Below are 20,114 nucleotides of genomic sequence, written 5' to 3' on the forward strand. Positions count from 1 at the left end.
TGGGCGGAGGCTGGGCGCAGCCGTGTCACCGCTGAGAGCGTCAGCCGAAGCGCAGCGGGACGTACTGCTCGGTGGGGCTGATGGGCTGCAGTGCGCCGATGCTGAAGTGACCTTCTTCGGTGCGGGTCAGGGTGCCGACCCTCGCCGTTGCCTCCACGTCGGTGACCACTACGGCGTAGAGGTCCTCCAAGCCGGCGTCCTGGGCCTGTTCGGTCAGCTCCTCTGCGGAGACCTGGGTCGGCTGGCCCTCCTGAAGGGTGAGGGTCACGTCCTCTGTGTCCGCGCCTTCGGAGTCCAGCAGCCGGTAGCTGATCCGGCCGGCGCCGAAGAGCCGCAGCTCGGTCTCTCCGGTGGGCGGCAGCACGGCGCCGTGGCCCGGCTCGGCTTCGGTGACCGGCGCCGACCAGCTGAAGTCCGGTGCTGGTTCGGTCTCCTCCTCCACGGTCTCCGGCTCCAGCAGCTCTCCGGTGATGGGGTCGGTCTGGGCCGGCATCTCGGTCTCCACGGTGACGGGTTCGCCGTCCCCGGCGCTGCGCACGGCGGCCACACTGGGCTGCTCGGTGCGGACTACGACGTCGTAGGTGCCCGGCTGCAGTCCCTCGAGGTCCACTACTGCCAACTGTCCAGCTTCAACGGTGAAGACTCCCGGCGTCTCGATGGGCGCCTGTCCCTCGGCGCCGAAGACCTGCAGCTCGACTGTGCCGCCCTCCTCCCCCGGGGTGTGGATCCACAGCCGGGGAAGCTGGTCGGCCCCTGCCGGTACGGCCAGCATGTGATGTTCGGTGTCCGGCGAGGATTGGGCGGGAAGCAGCTCAGTTCCCAGTCCCGCGCTCCCGCTGGCTTCGGAAGAGGCCATATGTGCTGCCACCGGGGCGCCGGAGGCCTGCATGTGCACCGCGATATGGGAGGCTCCTTCCGTCAGGGCCGCCATGCTCACGCTGCGGGTGGACTCGGCCGGCACCACCAGGGCGACGGCTCCGAGGCTGCCTGTGGGTCCGGAGAAGTCGTAGGTGGTGACCTCCACGCGGGCGTCACGGTCGTACGGATTGCTCAGGGTCAGCAGGGAGGTCGCGCCGGCGCCGGTGGCCGGGCCCAGGAACCATGCGCTGCGCTGAGGAGGGGCGCATGGTGCGGTGGCCAGTCCCGTCAGGCCGCCTTGGGCTGCGTGATAGCTGAAGCCGGCCGCTGCTGCGGGGGCCAGCTGCGGCTCCGTCTCGGGGCTGGGCTGCACCTGCAGCACTGCCGGGAGGTCTGCCTCCTCCAGGCGTTCGGCGACTCTCGGCCGCTCTGCCAGCAGTCTGCTGGGCTCGGCCTCCGCTTCGCCTCCGGAGGTGAAGCTGTTCTCGGCGCCGGGACCCTGGTGGGTGAGCGAAATCCAGTCGGCGGCGGGAATGGTGCCCTCGGATGCGCCGAAGAGGAGGCCGGAACGGATGGACTCGACGGACTCGTCGCGTTCGTCGTAGTCCAGCACGCCGGTCTCGCTGAGCTCATCCGGGGCGCCTGGGGTCGGCGGGCACACCAGCCGCTCGACCGATGACGGCGCCGCCACATAGGTGGCCGGCACCTGGCGGGCCTCGTCATCAGGTGGGGAGGTGGCATCGGAGGCGGCTGAGCCGGCCAGTACGGCGAGCAGGCCCACACCGGTCAGTCCGGCGGCCACGCGGACAGGAGCCGGCCGGCGTCCGGCGGCAGAAGCCTCAGTGGGCTGTGCGTGATCTCCGTATCCGGCAGATGTCCCGGCGGCCGGTGCGGCTGCGGAGTCCGGGCGCTGCGGCAGGTTCTCCGGGGGCGCCTGATCGTGGGCTTTCTGCTGCCGGCGGGCCTGGCGCTGCTGCTGCTTCAGCTGCTTGGCCCGGGCCCGGCGCTGGGCGCGGATGCGTCGGCTCAGCTTGCTCATGCGCTCACCTCCAGGATCCTCCAGCTGCGCGGCAGCGGCACCGCGATCAGCACAAAGAGCACCAGCAGCCCGGCGATGCCCAGCAGGATCGGGTATTGAAAGTCGGAGCGGTGGGTGATGCTGATCTGCGCCGGATCGCCGCCGGCGGCTTCCGAGGGGAGGAAGTACTGCCGCATCCACGGCATCTGCTCTTCCTGGACTCCGAGCCGGTCGGCCGTAACGGTCACCAGCACCTCGTCGTCGATGCGTCCCCGCCATCCGCGGGCCCGCTCGGTGGCCACTTCCACGAAGTACGCGGTCTCCGGATCCAGGCGCAGCGGTTCACCCTCGGAGGTGGTGATCTCACTGAGATCCGCCTGCACGCTGTGGTGGTGACTGGGCAGCAGCGCCACCGTGTTCCCCTGGTCATCAACGATCCGCGCCCAGGCGGTGGAGGCGCCGGAGGCCCCGGGGCCGGCCGGCAGCTCCTGCTCGGGGGTTTCGGCCCGCCACAGGGTGCCGAACTCGGTCTCACCTACTCGGGCCAGACCTCCAGCAGTGTCGGCAGCTTCACGCAGCCCCGCGCCCCGGGTGACCAGCACATGTCCGATGCCCAGCTCGGCCATCAGCTCGGCGACGTCGTCGGAACCTTCAGCCACCAGGGCGGCTACCAGCTCGGCGAGCCGCTGGCTGCTGGGGCTCAGCGTCCGGGGAGCGGGCTCCTCCGGAGTGATCGGGCCGATGCTCTGCGCCGCCCACAGCGGCAGTCCGTCGGCCGCGGCGGCGGTGCGGGCCTTGTCCAATGTGGGGCCGTAGCCGGAGACCACCTGGGCGCTGACCCCGGCGGGTCCGCTGCCGAGCATCAGTGTGCGTGTGGCAGCCGGGGATGCTCCCTGATCTGCGGCAGTGGCCGGCAGGGACCTGCTGCTGCCGCGCTGGACAAGCACCGGCTCGGTGTTCACCGCAGTGACGGTCTGGTCGGACAGTTCGGCCGAAGGAAGCATCCTCGGGGCAGCCCAGAAGACACCGGCAGCGAAGATGGCCAGCACCAGCAGAGTGGTGGCCACCGGAGAGAACAGCCCTCCCAGGGCGGATCCGCTGCGCTGGGAGACATCGAGAGCGCTCAGCGCTGCTGCGACCAGGCACAGCACCGCAGCCGAGACCAGCGGTCCCGGATAGGCCGGCACCAGTTCGCCGAGGCTGTGCCCGGCGCTGAGTCTGGTGGCCACCGCGGAATAGCCCAGCAGGCCCAGCAGGATCAGTCCGCAGCTGAGCACCACCCCGCGCCGACCGGCGGCGAAGAGCGCCAGCAGGGCGATACACAGCAGCGGTCCGCCGATCAGCAGGGCCAGCCGGAGGCTCCAGAAGCTGCCTTCGAAGACTGACGGCAGCCAGGCGGCTGCGCCGTCGGCGCCCGGCAGGCCGGCGGCGGCATCGAATGCTTGGGAGAAGCCCAGCAGCTGCTGCCACACCGGAGCGGGGGTTCCAGCTTCGGAGGCCGCCACAGCCTGCCCGGGCTCGGCCAGCAGGGTGGCCGCCAGATTGGCTCGGCGGTCGAAGGCGGAGAAGAGCATGGGGGCGAACAGTGCCAAGGACGGCACGGGAACCAGCCACAGCACTCGCCCGGCCCGGCCGGCCACCAGCGGGGCAGCCGCACAGATCAGCACCGCAGGCACCAGCAGCACCGGCGCGGAGGCGGTCACCGCCGCCATCAGCAGTCCGGCGGCGGCAGCGGTCTCCCAGCCGGTGGCCAGCCTGAGCGAGGCCGCTCGGCGCGCAGCGGGGCCGGGGGCGGCCCGCCGGCGGGACTCCACGGCCCGGACCGCGGCCAGCACCAGCACCGGAAGCAGAATGTGGGCGATGACGGGGCCGAGGCGCCCCTGTCCGACGGCAGTGTGCAGCGCGGGAAGCAGGCCCCAGATCAGCCCGGCCACCACTCGGTGGAAGGCGCGCCGGCTCCACAGCGCGGCAGCCCACCAGGCGGTCAGGGCGCTCAGCGGAGCAGCCAGGATGACCACCCACAGCAGCACCGCAGAAGCATGTCCGGCCGAGAGCACCGAGAGGATCAGCAGCACCAGGGTGAAGGGGTCGGCCGCGGCCCGTTCGCCCAGCGAATCGGCAACCAGGAAGGAGGTGGTGTGGTGCCAGACCTCGGCGATGGAGCCGGATACCGGCAGCGCGGCTCCGCCGGCCAGCGCCTCAGCAGTCAGCAGCTGGCGGAACCCCACTAGGGAGACCCCGGTCAGGGCGGTGAGCACCAGGAACAGGCCCAGCCGGTCCTCGGAGCGGCGCGTGTGCATCTGGTCGAATTCGCCGTCGCCGCTGTGCTCCAGCGCATCGGCGGCAGCCGCGCCCGCGGTGCGTCCCTGGGGAAGACCCACAGTCTCAGCGGTGGTCTCCCGGCGCCGCTGGGCGCGCACCTGCTCCGCGGTGAGGATGCCTGCGCGCACCTCCTGGCGTCCGCGCTGCTGCTGACTGCGGGCCTCCTCGGGGCTTGATGCGCGTGCCGCGGCGACTCGACGGCCGGCTCTGCGGTGGCTCCGCAGATGCGCCATGGCGCTGAAACGACACAGCGCTGCCACGCTGGTGCCCAGCTGCACTGCGGCGGCATCAGGCGCTTTGCAGACCATCAGCGCGATGAGCCGCAGCAGGGCCGCAGCCCACTGTCCCAGCCAGACCAGCGGCACAGCCGGGGCTGGAGCCTCGGCCAGCCGCAGCCGGATCTGGGAGCTGCGCTGCTGAGGGGGCAGCCAGAGGCTGCCGCCCAATCGGTGCACCAGCTCGCGCTGCGGGGGGTCTGTGCGCAGAACCCGGGCGTAGGGCTCCACCACGGTGCGGACGCCGGCTTCGCGGGCACGTGCGCAGAACTCCACGGCGGCGTACTCCGCCGACAGCATCGGATTGAATCCGCCCAGATCCCCGAAGGTACGGGCTCTGACCAGCATGCCGTGGGCGGAGACTCCGGGGACCTCATCGTGGCCGTCGTACTGGCCCTGATCCAGCTCGCGGGGCTCGGTTCTGGTCAGCACCTCGCAGCTGCGGGAGCGCCAGAGCCCGACGTTGACCAACCGGGACGGCTCGTCATGGTGGACCTGTTTGGCCCCCACGATGCCGATCTCTTCGTGGGTCTGCTCGTCGGTGACTGTGAAGACCCGGTCCTCCAGGCGGCGGAGCGCATCGGGATCCGGCACCGCCCCGGGGGGCAGAATCCACAGCCACTGATAGTGGGGACTGAAGCCCTCCCCCAGCTGGCGCTCCAGGGTCCGCCACACGTGGGTGGACTGGACCCCTGCAGGACCGGCGGTGCGGGTCTGGCGCGCGTGTCTGCGGTTGGTGATCAGCTTAGACCGCAGGGAGCGGGAGATGTCCTGCGCCCCGGCCTCGGGCGGCGCCGGCAGGTGCACCACCGCGTCGGGACCTCGGGTCTGGGCCTCCAGCGCGGCGGAGAGCCGCTGGGCGCTTTCGTCGTCAGTGTCGAGGACGACGGCGGCAATATGGAGCTGAGCAGCAGCGGGGCTGCTCACCGAGGCATCCTCGTCTCGGGCCGGACCACAACTATGCGGACCTCTTCTTCAGCTTCCGGCGCTCCCGCTCAGAGAGTCCGCCCCAAATGCCGAATCGCTCGTCATTGGCCAGCGCGTAGTCCAGGCATTCCTGCTTCACGGTGCAGGCGGCGCAGACCTTTTTGGCGTCGCGCGTGGAACCGCCCTTCTCGGGGAAGAACGCCTCCGGATCGGTCTGGGCGCACAGCGCATCCACCTGCCAGGCCAGCTCACCTTCGATCTGCTCGGCCGGGATCAGGGTCGGAAGGCCCAACCATAGTGGTTCGGAGGTTTCTGCCGGGTTCTGCTCACTGCGGCGCGAGGGTGCCTCGCTGAGTGCGGTGACTGTGGAGTCGGCGTCGGCCTCGGCCTGCTCAGCCGCCGCCAGGAACGCGGTAGCCTGATCCTCCAGAGCTGTTCCGTGTTCCAGGGACTCGGCCGCGGCGGGGTCGGCAGGGTCGACGAACCAGTCCGACGGGACGTCCAGCCCGCTTCTGCGGACGGGTGCTTCGTCCTGCTCCGGGCTGACGTCCGTCAGCCGCTGTGCCTTCCCCATAATGGTGGGCCTCCCCGATGTTGCCTGACGCTTTCGTGCTCGAACTCTGCCCCTAATTACACTGGTGTGAGTAATCATCCGTCAAGTGTTCTCGGCGCGTCGCACACTGACCCGTTCCGCCTCAGCACATCCCGACTCCGGTCCCGATCAGGGGCTCTACCAGGAGGTCTGACAATGGCAGCTCTGAACCTTCAGCACCGGTCCCAGCCCGCGCCTGCGGACTTTCCCGGACTGCTGGACCTGCTGGCTCAGCGGCCGGCGCCGGCGGTGATCTGGTATTCCGGCGACGGCGACAGAGTGGAGCTTTCCGGCAGGGTGCTGGCCAACTGGGTGACCAAGCTCATCGGTCTGTTCGACCAGGAGAGCGAGCTGAGCCAGGGCGATGCGGCCGTGGTGGATATGCCTGCGCACTGGAAGGCCTGCGCTGTCTCCTTGGCGCTGGGCGCCGTGGGGGTGGAGGTGACGGCGGCCCCAGCGGATGCAGGAGCGGCCCTGGTGGTCTCCGACCGTCCGGATGAATGGCTGGCCGGCAGACTGCCGGCCGGCGCAGAATTGGCTGCGCTGTCCACCGGGATGCTGGACGAGTCCTTCCAGTCGGCCACCGGCGAGCAGATTCCGCCGTGGGTGCTGGACGTCTCCGCGGAGGTCAGGAGCTTCCCTGATCAGCTGCTCTCTCCGCTGGAGCCGCATGAGCTTCCGCACCGGGACCGTCCTGCCTCGGCGCCGGTGCTGATCACCGAGTGGAAAGACGGATCCTACGAGGAACTGGTCGCCGCGGCGGCCCACAGTGTGCCCGTGGTGCTCTTCTCTGGGGAGCCGGCCGGAGAGCACTGGGAGCAGATGCGCCGCAATGAGGGTCTCTGCGGAGACTGACCGGCGGCCCTAGTCCCGCGGGCGGCCGGGAGCCTGGGCGTCCTCCCCGCCAGCACCGGGGTGGTAGAGGATGTCAGCATCTGCGATCAGGTGCGGCGATTCGGCGGAGCCGGTGCGTGCGGCCGACTCGGCGGCCGCGCTGCGCGTCGGGGTGGACTGCGGGTCCCCGGTGAACACCCAATACTTGTACGCCACGAACCGGAAGCACATAGCCACCCCCATCCCGACGATGGATCCGGAGATGAACGAGGCCTGTGCCGACTGCAGCCCGAGGATGTAGTAGCTGAAGAACACACAGCCGGACTGGATGGCCAGGCCGATGAGGTTCATCAGGATGAACAGCAGCAGCTCACGCGTTCGAGTGGTGGTCCGCTTATGCCGGAAGGTCCAGTACCGGTTGCCGATCCAGGCGAAGACCGTGGCCACCGCCACTGCGACGGCTTTCGCCTTGACGTGGGAGTCGTCCATCGGGCCGGTGATCAGCCACAGATAGACCGCAGAGTCGATGAGGAAGGCGACTCCGCCGACAGCGCCGAATTTCGCCAGCTCTCTCCACAGCGCACGGACCAGTCCCAGCGCTTTGTCCCACAGTCCGATCATTGAGCTGCCTCCTGACGTGCCTTCTGCTGCGGCGGCGGGGCGACGGCTACGAACATCTGAGCCGAGTCCCCATGGAACCATGCCGGTTCCCCGGCGGGGATGAACACTGATTCGCCGGCGGCCACCCCTCCCAGCGGGGAATCCACCTGACCGGCGGTGATCAGTGCGATGGCCGGGCCGGTGAACGTGAGACGGTGTTCGCCCGAGGAGGGCGGAAACTCTAGGCGGTGCAGTTCGAACTCCTCGGCAGGGGGACGGTAGATCAGCTGGCGCTCTCGGACTTCCGGGGTCACCGCCGGCGGCGGCAGCGGCTCGGTGCTGACCACGCGCAGCAGTTCGGCGACGTCGATGTGTTTGGAGGTCAGTCCGCCGCGCAGCACATTGTCAGAATTGGCCATCACTTCTACCGCTGTCCCGCCCAGGTAGGCGTGCAGCTGCCCGGCCGGAAGAAACAGCGCCTCGCCGGGAGCCAGCTGCACCCGCTGCAGCATCAGGGCCACGAACAGGCCGGGATCAGCGGGGAAGGCGGCGCAGATCCGCTCGACGGTGTCGGCGGCCGGCTGCGGAAGCTGACCGGTGAGCGGGCCGAGCTCTGTAAGCGCGGACGCGGCTTCACCCAGCGGCGCGGCGGAGCTCTCCAGCGCGATGCGCAGCGCGGCGGCGACGTCGTCGTCCTCGAGGCAGCGGCACAGCGGCTCCAGTGCTGAGCCGTGGCCGGCGTCGTGCTCGGCCAGCAGCCGCTGGACGGCGCGAAGGTCGGACGCGGAGTGCTGCGGCGGGCGAATACCGCACAGCGCAGCGAACTCGGTGAGCGCCACGACAAGTTCGGGCTTGTGGTTGGTGTCCACGTAGTTTCGCTGCGGGGACGCCACGGCCACTCCGGCCGCGTCCTCGGCGGCTGAGCCTGCGCGGGCCTGCTCCTTGGTGGGATGAGCTTGGATGGACAGCGGCGCGGCGACTGCCAGAACTTTCATCAGGAAGGGGAGCGTTCCGGCGGCGGCCCACGGCCCCAGATCCTGGGGGTGCTTCGCCAGGTGGGTCGGCAGATCGCAGCGGGACCCGCCCTGATTGAGGATCTGCGAGGGAGCCTTGGGGTGGGCGCCCATCCAGAGCTCCGCCTGGGGAGTCCCCGGGGGGTCCCAGCCGAAGAGCTCGCTGAACGCTGTGGTCGACCCCCAGGCATACTCCTGGACGGCGTTGCTCATCCGAAACATCGGAGAAACCTTACCAGCGCGTTCTGGGGTCTCCGCTGAGCGCGGGCGGGGCGACTGTGCCGCTGTGACGGATCTCCCATCCTCCGCCTCATGCGGGACTGCATTCGCCGTTGCCGCTGGCGGCCTGCTCCAGGATGCCGACTTCGCCGCGCTCCTGCGCCTGAATCAGGTACTCCACGGTCAGCGGGCTGCCGTCGGGCTGGGTGAGCTCTGCCGGGTCCTCAGTGTGGTCCGCGGCAGGTTCGTCCTCGGCGACGGCGGGGTCGCTGTGGTCGGGGCTGGGACCCGGAGCTGTGCCCTGGTCCTCCGTGGTATCAGCTGCCGGCGCCTCGGTCTGCTCTGCTTCGTCCTGCTGGTCGGCGTCATCGCCGTCGTCGGAGTCGGATTCATTGGCGATCAGCTCGTCGACCCGGGCGTGGATCTGCTCGAAGTCCGGGTAGGTGGAGAACAGTCCGCCGGCCCCGGTGAAGTCCGGCGGGCCGAGGGTCAGCCGTTGGGGTGTGTGCTCCTGGGCATCGGCGGCCAGGTCCAGCAGGCTGCCCAGCTGGGACTGCGGCAGGTTGGTCTCCACCAGGTTCTCTCCGGCGGTCATGATCTCAGTGAACCGGGTCAGCAGCGTCTGGGGCGTGAACTGGGCGATCATCGCCTGCTGGATGCACTGCTGGCGCTGGATCCGGTTGTAGTCGGAGCTGAATGTCCTCGACCGAGCGAACGCCAGTGCCTCCTCGCCGTCGAAGGTGTGCACCCCAGGCTCCCACCAGGTGTCGCCCCAGCCGGAGCCGTCGGGCCGCTGCCCGCGGTAGGGCACCCAGCCGCCGGACTCGACGGTGACCCCGCCCATGGCATCGATCAGTTCGGCGAATCCGCCCATGTCCACCATGACGTAGCCGTGCACGGTCAGGTCCAGGGTTCCGGAGACGGCGTCCATCATGGCTGCTGCCCCGGGGTCCTGGGCCTCGGGGTACAGGTGGGCGTAGTTCTCGTTCACGTCCGGGTAGAGGAAATTGATGATGCATTCGTTCCCGCAGTTGTAGCCTGCGGGATAGATCTGCTGCATCGGGGAGTCCTCGGGGAACTGGGCGTTCTGGAAGTTCCGCGGGATGGAGAAGATGATGGTCTCGGCGGTGGACTGGTTGACCGAGACCACGTGGATGGAGTCCGGGCGCAGACCCTGGCGTCCCTCTTCTGCGTCGGCGCCCATCAGCAGGAAGTTGTAGCGTCCGTCCTCGGCGGGGATGGCCGCTCCTCCGGAGAAGATGCCGGCCAGGGCGTGCCGACCCTGATTGAGCATATGCGCCCCGTACCCCAGGCCCCCTGAGGTCAGCAGGGTCAGCAGCACCAGAGCCACTGCGACGATCGGCTTCATCCCGGGAGCCAGGGATCCGATGCGGATCAGCCGGAAGGTGTCGAACCAGAGGATGAACCATCCGATGGCCAGTGCTGCCAGCAGCACCGCCCCCAGCCACATGAGGAACGGCTGGGTCAGGGCGGTCAGCAGGGCGCCGCGGATGGTGAAGTACATGATGCCACCAGCCAGCAGCAGGAACCAGCAGCCGACGGTGACCGCCAGGGCGGCCCGGCCCAGTCCCCGCCAGCCTGCGGCGATCTGCGCTCCGCCGGGCACCAGCAGGGTGAGCAGGATGAGAATGACCGCGCGGCGTCCCCGGTCACGCACGGTGGCCCTGCGGGGATCGCGCAGCACGTCATGGCCGGCGCGGAATTCGTGGTAGGTGATGCTGGGTGTGGTCACGGTGGGCGTCAGTCCTGGCCGGTTCCGGTGCGGGCGGTGTAGGTGGACAGCTGGGAGGCTTCCTGGCGCAGTGCTGCGCCCTTGGCATGGGCCGAGGCGGCCAGCTCTTCAGCGAATTCGGTGAGCTGACCGCGCAGCTGGGCGGCGAACTCGTCTCCCCCGGCGGCCAGGGTCCGGACTGCCAGCAGGCCTGCGTTGCGCGCTCCGCCCACGGAGACGGTGGCCACCGGAACGCCGGCGGGCATCTGGACGATCGACAGCAGGGAGTCCATGCCGTCTAAGTGCTGCAGCGGCACCGGCACTCCGATCACCGGCAGGGGGGTGACAGAGGCGAGCATGCCGGGCAGGTGCGCCGCCCCGCCGGCGCCGGCGATGATCACCCGAAGGCCGCGGGTGTGCGCCTGCTTGCCGTAGTCGATCATCTCCTCCGCCATTCGGTGGGCGGAGACGACGTCGGCCTCGAAGCCGATGCCGAACTCTTCCAGCGCCTCGGCGGCGGCCTTCATGGTCGGCCAGTCAGAGTTGGATCCCATCACGAGTCCGACCAGGGGGCTGGGGGTCATCAGGATGCTCCTTCGACGATGATCTCAGCGATCTCAGCGGCCGTGCGTCGCGCCCGCTCCAGACGGCGCGTGGCGGCGTCGTCGTCCTCCTGCGGACGGGTGGTCTGGCTGAGGATATTGATGTGGCCGACCTTGCGGCCCGGCCGGGGGTCTTTGCCGTAGAGGTGGATTTTGGCCGATGCCGAGCGCTGCATCGCCTCGGCCACTCCGGCGTGAAGGTTCTGGCTGCTTCCGCCGAGCAGGTTCTTCATCACCGCGAACCCGCCGGCTCCCCCGGCCACTGCCGCAGCTCCCAGCGGGAGGTCCAGAACGGCGCGCAGGTGCTGTTCGAACTGGCTGGTGAGGCTGCCGTCCATGGTCCAGTGACCGGAGTTGTGGGGGCGCATGGCCAGTTCGTTGACATAGATGCCGGCGGCGGTGCCGGTGGCGTCGTCGGGCTCTGCGACCTCGAAGAGCTCCACCGCGAGCATGCCGGTGACCTGAAGCTGCTCAGCGATGCTGCGGGCGATCCGTTCGGCCTCGGCCAGGTGCTCCTGGGAGGTATGTGGTGCCGGGGCGATGACCTCGTCGCAGACTCCGTTGGTCTGTGTGGGCTCCACGACGGGATAGGCCGCCACGTCCCCTGAGGGGCGACGCGCCACCTGGGCGGAGAGTTCGCGGGTGTAGGGCATGCGCTGCTCGGCCAGCAGACCGGTGCCGGCCTGCTCGGCTCGCCGCAGCCAGGAGGAGACCTCCTGGCCGGAGACCTCCTGCCGGGACTGAAGAACCATCACGCCCTTGCCGTCATAGCCGCCCCGCGGAGTCTTCAGCACCACCGGCCAGCCGGAGGCATCGCCGAACCGGATCAGCTCGTCCGCCGAGTGCACCTGTGTCCACCGGGGATTGGGCAGCCCGAGCTCCTCGATCCGGCGGCGCATGGCCAGTTTGTCCTGCGCGTAGAGCAGGGCGTGGGGGCCGGGGTTCATGGGGATCCCCGCCTCCGCCAGTGCTGAGAGCACCTGGTCCGGCACGTGTTCGTGGTCGAAGGTGAGGACGTCCAGCCCCTGGGCGAAGGCCAGCACATCGTCGGCGCTGCGGTAGTCACCCAGGGTGGTGCGGGCGATGACCTGGGCCGCCGAGGCGTGGTGGGAGGCGGCCAGCAGGTGCAGTTCGATGCCTAGATGCGTGGCGGCCGGCGCCATCATGCGGGCCAGCTGGCCGTCGCCGAGCACTCCGACGGTGGGCGGGGAGGAAAGCTGCGCGGTCACAGTGCACCATTATGTGGCACCGTGCTGGGCATTCCCGCAATCACCACACCGGCGGCTCACACGGGCCGGCTACTCCCCGGTCAGCCCATCGATTGATTCGCGGATCAGGTCGGCGTGGCCGACGTGCCGGGCGTACTCCTCGATCATGTGCAGCAGGATCCAGCGAAGGCTGACCCGGGTGCCGCTGCTGCTGGCCTTGGCCGCCAACTGGTCCAGCCCGCCGTTCTGCAGAGCCTGGTCCACATGCCGGCGGGAGCGAACCATGGCGTCCTCCCAGAGCTGGAAGAGCTCCTCCGGGGAATCCTCCGCCGCCGAGTGCCAGCCCCAGTCGAAGTCGGCGTCCCAGTCGACGTCGCTCCAATACGGGTGCGGAGCTGCGGCGTGCAGGCACTGGGAGAACCAGATGTCCTCCACCAGGGCCAGGTGCTTGAGCATCCCACCCAGAGTCATGGTGCTCGGCGGCAGGCTGGTGTTCAGCTGCTCCCGGGTCAGGCTTTGAGTCTTCCAGCGCAGCGTCTGACGGTGGAACTCCAGGAAGGCGACCAGCATGTCCAGCTCAGCGCCGGCCGGCGGCGGATCCTGCCGCATAGTGGGTTCGGCGGGGGCCTCGTGGTGACTCACAGCTGTGCCAGCACCTCTTTCCAGACGGATTTCCAGGTGGTGATCTGATCGGCCGAGGCAAGCTTGGAGTGCTGAACCGCCACAGTGGACTTGCCTCCGGGTTTATCCGATATGGTCACCGCCACCCGGGTGCCGTCGGCCAGCTTGGCACGCCAGTAGCGCCATTTTTCGGTGGCTGAGGTGGTGGGGGCCTCCTCCAGGGGGACTCCGCCGAAGGAGTCCTGGCCCTCGACCACCTGCTGCCACCGGGTCAGGGCGGCGTCCTTGTCCCCGGGGTAGGTCTTGGAGGCACTGGCCGCGAAGTCCCCGGTGCTAGACCGCCCGGGGATGCGCAGACCCTTGTGGTGCTGGTACGCGATGGCCACGCCCTGGGCCCACCAGCCGCGGCTGCTGACATGCTCAGGCATCTCCCGGTAGGTGATTTCGGCGATCTGGGCGTGCTTGAGCTTCTCAGCTCCAGCCTCATCCAGCAGCGCTACCCACTCGTCCCAGCTGATGCCGCTGGCCCGTTCGATGCCCGCGGTGGAGGCCTGCCTGACGTCTGATGCCTCTGCCATGGCCCCACCCTATAACGGCTCGAATATGGCCACCAGGGGTGCGGCGTCGGCATCACCGGGTGCAGACTCCCACAAAGTCCAGGAGCCGACGACGGTGCGCGACCCTCACCCACTTCCGCTTGTTTCCGGGTCGACGACGTTCGCTTGGTAGGTCCCCTCCGCGATCGAGTACCGCAAGAGGTTCGCCCGGCCTGTGTACTCGGCGGATCCGTCGATGTAGTAGTGGCTCTCCCCATCGAAGAAGACCCCATGGGAGCCGTCGGGGTGGATGCTTGCAGTGGCGACGTGGCCGGCAATAATCGTCTTGACGAAGGACCCGAAGGTCGGCGGGAACTTCTCGGTGAACATCCGCTCCGGCGTCGCTGCTTTCCAGAGATCTCCTGCATCCTCGTTGACGCCGGCGTGGACGAAGATCTGAGCATCGGTCTCGTAGCAGCGCGGCAGGGCGTGCAACCAGTCCAGCAGCCCGGCGTGGCGACCGCGGATGGCTTGTTTGATACGGCGGTTCATCGTCGGCCCGTCCAGTGCGGAGGCGTCGCTGGTGGGGTCCTGGTGCCCGAGGGCCTGAGCGAGCTCCAGCGGTTCCAGAAAGGACTTCACCGTGACCAAATCGATGTCTGTCATCAACCAGGAGAGATCGTGGTCCTGTGCGTCGAACCAGTCGAGGAACCAGTCTTCGTGGTTTCCCCGCAGCACGACGACGCGCTCCGGGAACCGCTGGTGAAGGTGGCGCACCGCGTACAGGACCTCAGCGCTCTGCGGGCCCCGGTCGATGTAATCGCCGAGGAGGACCAACTGGGCACCGGAGTCGCCCTCGAGATCGACCAGCTCCAACGCTGCCTGTAAGCAGGGGAGATGACCGTGGAGGTCACTCATCGCATAGACACGCTCGATCTCTGTCCGGCCTTCTCCCATCGGCTCTCTCCTCGCTCTTCGTGCATTCAGTCAGCCCGGGCTAGAGCCCGATCTCCTCAGAGGTTCTGGTCTGGCCCGGAATCTCCAGCTGGGCACGCGACTGGCTGATGAGCCGACGCCCCGCATCATCGCTGAGGTCCATGATCGGGGCTTGGCTCCTGAGCTCGCGGGCCTCCTCCGCCGAGACCTCGGAGAAGACCACGATGACCGTGTCCATGAGCTCGGGGAAGTAGAAGTCCGAGGCCGTCTCCCGGTCGAGATTCCAGGTGCCCAACTCCCGGACATAGGTGTAGACCTCGTCCTGGTCGTCGTCCACCGCGTGCAGGGCGAAGCCTCTGAGGCTTCCGTCTTTCTCCTTGATTCTGCTGGTGAAGAACCTCATCACTGCTCCTCGCTTCGCCGGCATGGTCGAGACTGCGCACCTGGGTCGCGTTGTCCTCATCGATGATCAGCCCCAGCCGTACGTCCTTCGCGCGCGGTCACGATGAGGTCGCAGTCTTCGTAAGCTGCCATCAACCTCAGTCTCCCATCAGGCACTGACACGGATGAGGGGCGCGAGAGCTCTCATTCCTGCACCAGCCCCGGGGTCAGACCGCTGGTTCAGGCAAGGGGTGAGTTCGCATGGTCAGAGGAGGCAACCAGCACGCTGCGCCCTGACCCCTCCCCCTCAGCCGGACAGCTCAGCAACAGTGGTCAGTCGCTGTGAAGTTCGTACCCCTCGCGCGCGACGCTGAATCCGGTGCCGACCTCCACCGACCAGCAGTCGACACCTGTCTGGTTCACGGTACAGACGAAATCACCGTTGCTCACCGCCTGGCCGTAATCAAGGACGCGCTCCTGCGGCATAAGCGACTCTCCGCAGTAAGTGCGAGTGGCACCCTCCGCTGAAGCCGCGACGGTCGCATGAGCGTCGCAGTCCTCATCAAGAGCGAAGTCGAACTCGTTGATGGTGCAGGCTACACCGGTGCTGTCCATGAAACAGTGAATATTGCCGCTGGGAGCGGAGAACGCGTCCCCCTCAATGACCCCGTCGGGAATGAACCCAGCCTCGCCCTGCCAGTCAGCTTCCTGCGCCGCTGCGTCAGCATTCTCATCACTGGGACCAGGTGAACCGGTGGTGCTCAGAGAGACGACCGCCACGCCCAGCACCACACCGATCCCTGCGATGGCCAGGCAGCCCAGAGCTCCCCGGCCGTCGGCGGATAGGAAGAAAGTCCCGATCCAGACCGCAGTTCCGAGGAGCGCAAGCCCGAGCGTCATCCCTTCCCTCGTCACCATATAGGCGATCCAGAACACCGCTGCGAAGAAAAACCCCGAGAGCCGCAGCGCCACGATCCCCGCCCCAATGGGATTCATCGCCATCGCGATGACCGCCCCAATGATCGAGAGCACTATCCACGCGCCGAAGAAGCCGATCAGGAAAAACATGTCGTTCACCCCTTACAGGAATTACCCTACGAGATGTCTTCCGGCAGAGTCTGGGCCCCTGGTCCTTCTCCACACGACGGCAAGGAGGTGACCATGTACACGAACCCAGCACCTGAGGAGGTGTGGCCCCGGGGGTACATGCCCACGGGGGCCGTCCACTACCGGCCTTTCGAACGGTCAGCTGGACGCCACAGGATCGGCTGTATCGAGCCCGAGATGTTCAGCCACAGCCTTCATGTTCACGTCATGAGTCGCGACCGTTACCGATTCTCCGATCAACAATGCGGTAGCAAGATGCAAAGCATCACGTGTCTTAGTGTGCCGCTCGATCGATTCCGCGACCGTGTGAGTCTCACGAGTAATATCGAATAGCCCGACGCGACTGAGCAGCGGCTCCGCGTCTGCCAGTGGCCTCTCGTCGCGCCGCAGCACGCGCACCACCTCGGTCCGCAGCAACCGCGACGATACGTAGTGCGCATCGAGCGCATCCATCCACTCCTGCAGGCGTACACGTTCGGGAACATCGAGGATCGTTCGAAGCGCCACCGAAGAGTCGAGATAGACGATGTCCACGGTTCAGTGGCTGCCCTTCATGTCATCGAGCAACGCATCGACGTCCTTGGACTCGTAGCGAGGTCCACCGACAACCTCGGGCCACGGCACGCGCTTTGACGCCGGGGGCGCGTAGCGCCCCTGCCGCTCGGCTCGGGCAAGCGCGTCGTCCTGGCCGCGGTAGGAGCTCACCCGCCAGCGAGGCTCACCGCGCTCGGTCACGATCACTTCGCCAACCTCCGCGACCTGCGCGAGCACATCCGTTGTGCGCTGGTTGAGATCACGCTTCGTCACTGTCGACGTGAAACCATGGTTCTACCCGTGTCTGACACTGGCCACGCAGGATGTCGAGGACGGTACCTGCGGTGCCTGGACGTTCTTCGGCAGAGGGGGCAGGTGCTCGGCGGTGATGGAGCAACTCGTGAGAACAGCAGCCCGCATAATCCGCGGACCAGGCGCTTTGCGCTCTACCTCGTGTAGGACTCCCACTTCCGGCGGCGGTGCTCGGCCTCCACGATCCGCGTGGTGCCGGACTTCGAGCGCATCACGATCGACTGGGTGGTCACCCGGTCGCCGCGGTAGCGCACCCCGCGCAGCAGATCGCCGTCGGTGATTCCCGTGGCGGCGAAGTAGCAGTTGTCGCTGGTGACCAGCTCCTCCGTGGTGAGGATGCGGGAGACATCATGCCCGGCGTCGATGGCCTTCTGCTTCTCCTCATCATCCTTGGGCGCAAGCCGCCCCTGGATCACACCGCCGATGGCGCGGATGGCGCAGGCGGTGACGATGCCCTCGGGAGTGCCGCCGGCACCCATGAGGACATCCACATCCGTGCCTTCCCGCGCCGCGGCGATCCCGCCGGCCACGTCCCCGTCCATGATGAAGCGGGTGCGCGCTCCGGCCTCGCGGATCTCTTCGACCAGCTTGGCGTGCCGGGGCCGGTCCAGCACGCACACGTTGAGCTGGTCGATGCTCTTGCCGGTGGCCTTCGCGATCAGGTGCAGGTTCTGCTTCACCGGCAGCCGCAGGTCCACCATGTCTGCGGCCTCGGGCCCGGTGACCAGCTTGTCCATGTAGAACACGGCCGAGGGGTCGAACATCGATCCGCGCTCGGCCACTGCCAGCACCGAGAGCGCGTTGTTGTACCCCAGGGCGGTCAGGCGGGTGCCGTCGATCGGGTCCACGGCGACGTCGGCCTCCGGCCCGGCACCGTTGCCGACCCGCTCCCCGTTGTAGAGCATCGGGGCCTCGTCCTTCTCGCCCTCCCCGATGACCACCACGCCGTTGAGGTTCACCGTGTCCAGCAGCGAGCGCATCGCGTCCACTGCGGCGCCGTCGGCCCCATTCTTGTCACCGCGGCCGACCCAGGCGCCGCCGGCGATGGCGGCGGCCTCGGTCACACGCACCAGCTCCAGTGCCAGGTTGCGGTCCGGTTCGGAGTCTCCCACCGCCAGCCGCGGGTTCAGCTGGGAGAAGTTCTGGTTCTGGGCCTGGTCGTCGTCCTGCGGCGCAGTCTCTGTGCTCACCATAGTCCGCCTTCGCGTCTCGTGGGTGTCAGCCGACGTCGTTGTCGGCTTAGGTGCCAGCATATCCATCTGTGCGCCTGCGGCGCTGACCCAACCCAGACTGCGGACTGCGACGGCGGCTTCAGCGCGGCTCCAGCCGCACGGCGCCGTCGAGCCGGATCACCTCACCGTTGAGCATCGGATTGCTCACGATTTGGGTGACCATCTGCGCATAGTCCTCCGGGCGTCCCAGCCGCGGCGGGTGCAGGGTCTTCTCCGCCAGTGCCTGCCGCGCTGCCTCAGGCAGCTTGGCCATCATGGGGGTCTGGAACAGCCCCGGTGCGATGGTGACCACCCGGATGCCGGCCGGTGCCAGTTCGCGGGCCGCCGGCAGGGTCATGGATGCCACCGCGCCCTTGGACGCGGAATAGGCGATCTGGCCGATCTGGCCCTCGAAAGCGGCGACCGAGGCGGTATTGATGATGACGCCGCGGTCCTCGCCGGCGGGCTCATTCTGGCGCATGGCCTCCGCGGCGTGGGCCATGATGTTCATGGTGCCGCCGGTGTTGATGGCCAGCACTGTGCTGAAGGTGCCGTAGTCCAGCGGGCCGTCCCGTCCCACCAGCTTGCCGGGGGTGGCGACGCCGGCGCAGTTGACTGCCACCCGCAGCGGACCGTGCTGCTGGGCGGCTTCCACCGCGGAGGCTGCGGTCTGCGGGTCGGTGACATCGCCGGGGTGGAAGTGGGCGCGCGGCCCGATGCTGCGCACCGCCTCGGCGCGCTGCTGCGAGTCCTCGGCGTCCGGCAGGTCCACCACCACCGTAGTGGCTCCAGCCTCATGCAGCGCCGCCGCCGCTGCCGCCCCCAATCCGGAGGCCCCTCCGGTGATGATCGCGCTTGCCCCGTACAGGTCCATGGTCCGCTCCTTGAGACGTCGTCGTCGTTTCGATGCGAGAATACAGGCTGTGACAGACCCGAATGCAGAGACTCACCCTCCGGACCGGCCCGCTTCAGCGGCGGCCGGGGACTCCGCGAGCTCCGAAGAGCAGCCGATCCCGCAGCTGACTGAGGCGCAGGCCAAGCGGCTGGCCACTCCCATGATGGGCATGGTGATCACGATGGGGGCGCTGGTGCTGGTGCTGGGAGCGCTGTGGTTCATCAATCCCGAGCCGGATGTCACCTATACGCGCGACGAGGATGTGCCGGCGGCAGCGGCCTGGACCGATGAGGTCACCGAGTATTCGCCGCTGGCCCCGCAGGTGCCTCCGGACTGGTCGGCCAACTACGCCCGCTGGGAGTCTCTGCCGGAGCACGACCTGGAGGTCTGGGAGGTCGGATACACGACCTCAGAGTCCAGCTTTGTGGGCTTTGCCCAGACCGATGAGGCCACTGAGTCCTGGATCAACGCGGAGACCGACCAGGCCGAGACCACCGGAACCGTCTCGCTGGGCGGGTTCGACTTTGAGACGCGGCAGAAGGACGAACGGCGCTACTATGTGCTGCGCGCCGAGGACAACACTGTGGACGGCACCACCGTAGTGATCGGCGGGGACGCCTCTGACCAGGAGTTCTCCCGCGCCGTCGAGGCCATTGCGGAATCGATCGGGCGCGAGGTGCCGGCTGCAGACCCCGAGACCGACCAGGAGCAGACCCCATGAGCACTGCGCAGCATTCCCAGCCGAGCCCCGCCGAAGCCTGGCGGCTGCTGAAGGAGGGCAATGAGCGGTTTGTCACCGGCGAGGTGGCCCACCCGAACCAGAACGCCGCCCGTCGCTCCTCACTGACCGAATCCCAGCACCCGATGGCGGTGATCTTCGGCTGCTCCGACTCCCGCCTGGCTGCTGAGATCATCTTCGACGTCGGCCTGGGCGACGTCTTTGTGGTGCGCACCGCCGGTCAGGTGATCGACGACGCGGTGCTGGGTTCGCTGGAGTTCAGCGTGGATGCGCTGCAGGTGCCGCTGATCGTGGTGCTCGGCCACGATTCCTGCGGGGCTGTCACCGCCGCGGTGGACGCCGCCGCCAGCGGCGAGATGCCCTCGGGCTATGTGCGTGACCTGGTGGAGCGCATTCTCCCCTCGGTGCTGGCCGCCCAGCGCTCAGGGGCTGAGAACGTCAATCAGACCGTGGAGGAGCACGTCAAGCAGACCGCCCAGCGGCTGACCAACCACTCCCGGGTGCTCCATGAGGCCGTCTCAGCGGGCCGCACAGCGGTGATCGGGGTGACCTACCGGCTGGCTGAGGGGCGGGCCGATGTGGTCTCCATCCTCGGCAGGATCTGAGTCACCATCCTCGGCAGGCTCTGGGCCGGCGTCGTCC

Annotated in this window: 20 protein-coding genes; 3 read left to right on the top strand and 17 right to left on the bottom strand. The window is 68.3% G+C overall.

All coding sequences use genetic code 11. From position 1 onward, the window contains the following. Positions 1 to 40: 40 nt before the first annotated feature. From Q1K09_RS00320 to Q1K09_RS00330, 3 genes are read right to left on the bottom strand one after another with little or no spacing between them, the layout of a single operon-like run. Complete coding sequence (locus Q1K09_RS00320) at positions 41 to 1,897, bottom strand: DUF5719 family protein (RefSeq protein WP_300342230.1); 1,857 nt, start codon at positions 1,895 to 1,897, stop codon at positions 41 to 43. Beyond that, positions 1,894 to 5,400 (bottom strand): hypothetical protein, encoded by a 3,507-nt coding sequence (locus tag Q1K09_RS00325; RefSeq protein WP_300342232.1) that lies wholly within the window; start codon positions 5,398 to 5,400, stop codon positions 1,894 to 1,896. Before Q1K09_RS00325 ends, Q1K09_RS00320 begins: the two co-directional genes overlap by 4 nt. 31 nt (positions 5,401 to 5,431) lie before the next feature. Further along, positions 5,432 to 5,974 carry a WhiB family transcriptional regulator gene (locus Q1K09_RS00330; RefSeq protein WP_300342234.1) on the bottom strand — a complete coding sequence of 181 codons (543 nt, stop codon included), beginning with the start codon at positions 5,972 to 5,974 and terminating at the stop codon, positions 5,432 to 5,434. A 174-nt stretch (positions 5,975 to 6,148) separates the two neighbouring features. Here Q1K09_RS00330 and Q1K09_RS00335 point away from each other — a divergent pair, with 174 nt between their 5' ends. Then, positions 6,149 to 6,847, top strand: a complete 699-nt coding sequence (locus tag Q1K09_RS00335; protein WP_300342236.1) for a TIGR03089 family protein — start codon at positions 6,149 to 6,151, stop codon at positions 6,845 to 6,847. Between the two features lie 9 nt (positions 6,848 to 6,856). Here the strand turns inward: Q1K09_RS00335 and Q1K09_RS00340 are convergent, their stop codons facing one another. The 14 genes from Q1K09_RS00340 to Q1K09_RS00405 form a co-directional block, all read right to left on the bottom strand. Further along, on the bottom strand, positions 6,857 to 7,447 hold the full coding sequence (locus Q1K09_RS00340; RefSeq protein WP_300342238.1) for a GtrA family protein: 591 nt from the start codon (positions 7,445 to 7,447) through the stop codon (positions 6,857 to 6,859). Further along, the gene (manA, locus tag Q1K09_RS00345) at positions 7,444 to 8,661 is read right to left on the bottom strand and encodes a mannose-6-phosphate isomerase, class I (RefSeq protein WP_300342239.1); all 1,218 of its coding nucleotides are present in this window, start codon (positions 8,659 to 8,661) and stop codon (positions 7,444 to 7,446) included. The genes Q1K09_RS00340 and manA overlap by 4 nt, the downstream gene beginning before the upstream one ends. A gap of 88 nt (positions 8,662 to 8,749) precedes the next feature. Then, complete coding sequence (locus Q1K09_RS00350) at positions 8,750 to 10,411, bottom strand: LCP family protein (protein WP_300342241.1); 1,662 nt, start codon at positions 10,409 to 10,411, stop codon at positions 8,750 to 8,752. A gap of 8 nt (positions 10,412 to 10,419) precedes the next feature. Then, a complete protein-coding gene (gene purE / locus Q1K09_RS00355; protein ID WP_300342242.1) occupies positions 10,420 to 10,974 on the bottom strand; it encodes a 5-(carboxyamino)imidazole ribonucleotide mutase in 555 nt (184 codons plus the stop codon). After that, positions 10,974 to 12,221, bottom strand: a complete 1,248-nt coding sequence (locus Q1K09_RS00360; RefSeq protein ID WP_300342244.1) for a 5-(carboxyamino)imidazole ribonucleotide synthase — start codon at positions 12,219 to 12,221, stop codon at positions 10,974 to 10,976. The genes purE and Q1K09_RS00360 overlap by 1 nt, the downstream gene beginning before the upstream one ends. A gap of 69 nt (positions 12,222 to 12,290) precedes the next feature. Next, positions 12,291 to 12,842, bottom strand: coding sequence for a DinB family protein (locus Q1K09_RS00365; protein ID WP_300342246.1), 552 nt, complete (start codon positions 12,840 to 12,842; stop codon positions 12,291 to 12,293). Further along, positions 12,839 to 13,399, bottom strand: coding sequence for a hypothetical protein (locus Q1K09_RS00370; RefSeq protein WP_300342248.1), 561 nt, complete (start codon positions 13,397 to 13,399; stop codon positions 12,839 to 12,841). The genes Q1K09_RS00365 and Q1K09_RS00370 overlap by 4 nt, the downstream gene beginning before the upstream one ends. Before the next feature lie 105 nt (positions 13,400 to 13,504). After that, entirely contained in the window at positions 13,505 to 14,314 is an 810-nt protein-coding gene (locus Q1K09_RS00375; protein ID WP_300342249.1) for a metallophosphoesterase, read from the bottom strand. A 40-nt stretch (positions 14,315 to 14,354) separates the two neighbouring features. Further along, positions 14,355 to 14,696, bottom strand: a complete 342-nt coding sequence (locus tag Q1K09_RS00380) for a hypothetical protein (protein WP_300342250.1) — start codon at positions 14,694 to 14,696, stop codon at positions 14,355 to 14,357. 311 nt (positions 14,697 to 15,007) lie between these two features. Further along, positions 15,008 to 15,742, bottom strand: a complete 735-nt coding sequence (locus Q1K09_RS00385; protein ID WP_300342252.1) for a hypothetical protein — start codon at positions 15,740 to 15,742, stop codon at positions 15,008 to 15,010. A gap of 177 nt (positions 15,743 to 15,919) precedes the next feature. After that, positions 15,920 to 16,315 (bottom strand): PIN domain-containing protein, encoded by a 396-nt coding sequence (locus tag Q1K09_RS00390; protein ID WP_300342254.1) that lies wholly within the window; start codon positions 16,313 to 16,315, stop codon positions 15,920 to 15,922. A gap of 3 nt (positions 16,316 to 16,318) precedes the next feature. Continuing rightward, positions 16,319 to 16,588 carry a type II toxin-antitoxin system prevent-host-death family antitoxin gene (locus Q1K09_RS00395; RefSeq protein ID WP_300342256.1) on the bottom strand — a complete coding sequence of 90 codons (270 nt, stop codon included), beginning with the start codon at positions 16,586 to 16,588 and terminating at the stop codon, positions 16,319 to 16,321. Between the two features lie 173 nt (positions 16,589 to 16,761). Beyond that, positions 16,762 to 17,817, bottom strand: coding sequence for a class II fructose-bisphosphatase (gene glpX, locus Q1K09_RS00400; protein ID WP_300342258.1), 1,056 nt, complete (start codon positions 17,815 to 17,817; stop codon positions 16,762 to 16,764). Between the two features lie 121 nt (positions 17,818 to 17,938). Beyond that, positions 17,939 to 18,712 carry an SDR family NAD(P)-dependent oxidoreductase gene (locus tag Q1K09_RS00405; protein ID WP_300342260.1) on the bottom strand — a complete coding sequence of 258 codons (774 nt, stop codon included), beginning with the start codon at positions 18,710 to 18,712 and terminating at the stop codon, positions 17,939 to 17,941. 49 nt (positions 18,713 to 18,761) lie between these two features. Between Q1K09_RS00405 and Q1K09_RS00410 the strand changes: the two genes are divergently transcribed. Together Q1K09_RS00410 and Q1K09_RS00415 are read left to right on the top strand one after the other, a co-directional pair. Next, positions 18,762 to 19,454: a DUF4245 domain-containing protein gene (locus Q1K09_RS00410; protein WP_300342262.1), complete on the top strand. Its 693-nt coding sequence runs from the start codon at positions 18,762 to 18,764 to the stop codon at positions 19,452 to 19,454. Next, entirely contained in the window at positions 19,451 to 20,077 is a 627-nt protein-coding gene (locus Q1K09_RS00415; protein WP_300342263.1) for a carbonic anhydrase, read from the top strand. Before Q1K09_RS00410 ends, Q1K09_RS00415 begins: the two co-directional genes overlap by 4 nt. Positions 20,078 to 20,114: the final 37 nt, after the last annotated feature.

The organism is Nesterenkonia sp. (assembly GCF_029265375.1).
Lineage (GTDB): Bacteria > Actinomycetota > Actinomycetes > Actinomycetales > Micrococcaceae > Nesterenkonia.

Bases quoted from the DNA above. Each gene is read 5' to 3' on its own strand.
- Q1K09_RS00320 (WP_300342230.1), bottom strand. From the start codon at position 1,897: ATGAGCAAGCTGAGCCGACGCATCCGCGCCCAGCGCCGGGCCCGGGCC.
- Q1K09_RS00330 (WP_300342234.1), bottom strand. From the start codon at position 5,974: ATGGGGAAGGCACAGCGGCTGACGGACGTCAGCCCGGAGCAGGACGAA.
- Q1K09_RS00335 (WP_300342236.1), top strand. From the start codon at position 6,149: ATGGCAGCTCTGAACCTTCAGCACCGGTCCCAGCCCGCGCCTGCGGAC.
- Q1K09_RS00340 (WP_300342238.1), bottom strand. From the start codon at position 7,447: ATGATCGGACTGTGGGACAAAGCGCTGGGACTGGTCCGTGCGCTGTGG.
- manA (WP_300342239.1), bottom strand. From the start codon at position 8,661: ATGTTTCGGATGAGCAACGCCGTCCAGGAGTATGCCTGGGGGTCGACC.
- purE (WP_300342242.1), bottom strand. From the start codon at position 10,974: ATGACCCCCAGCCCCCTGGTCGGACTCGTGATGGGATCCAACTCTGAC.
- Q1K09_RS00370 (WP_300342248.1), bottom strand. From the start codon at position 13,399: ATGGCAGAGGCATCAGACGTCAGGCAGGCCTCCACCGCGGGCATCGAA.
- Q1K09_RS00375 (WP_300342249.1), bottom strand. From the start codon at position 14,314: ATGGGAGAAGGCCGGACAGAGATCGAGCGTGTCTATGCGATGAGTGAC.
- Q1K09_RS00380 (WP_300342250.1), bottom strand. From the start codon at position 14,696: ATGAGGTTCTTCACCAGCAGAATCAAGGAGAAAGACGGAAGCCTCAGA.
- Q1K09_RS00385 (WP_300342252.1), bottom strand. From the start codon at position 15,742: ATGTTTTTCCTGATCGGCTTCTTCGGCGCGTGGATAGTGCTCTCGATC.
- Q1K09_RS00405 (WP_300342260.1), bottom strand. From the start codon at position 18,712: ATGGACCTGTACGGGGCAAGCGCGATCATCACCGGAGGGGCCTCCGGA.
- Q1K09_RS00415 (WP_300342263.1), top strand. From the start codon at position 19,451: ATGAGCACTGCGCAGCATTCCCAGCCGAGCCCCGCCGAAGCCTGGCGG.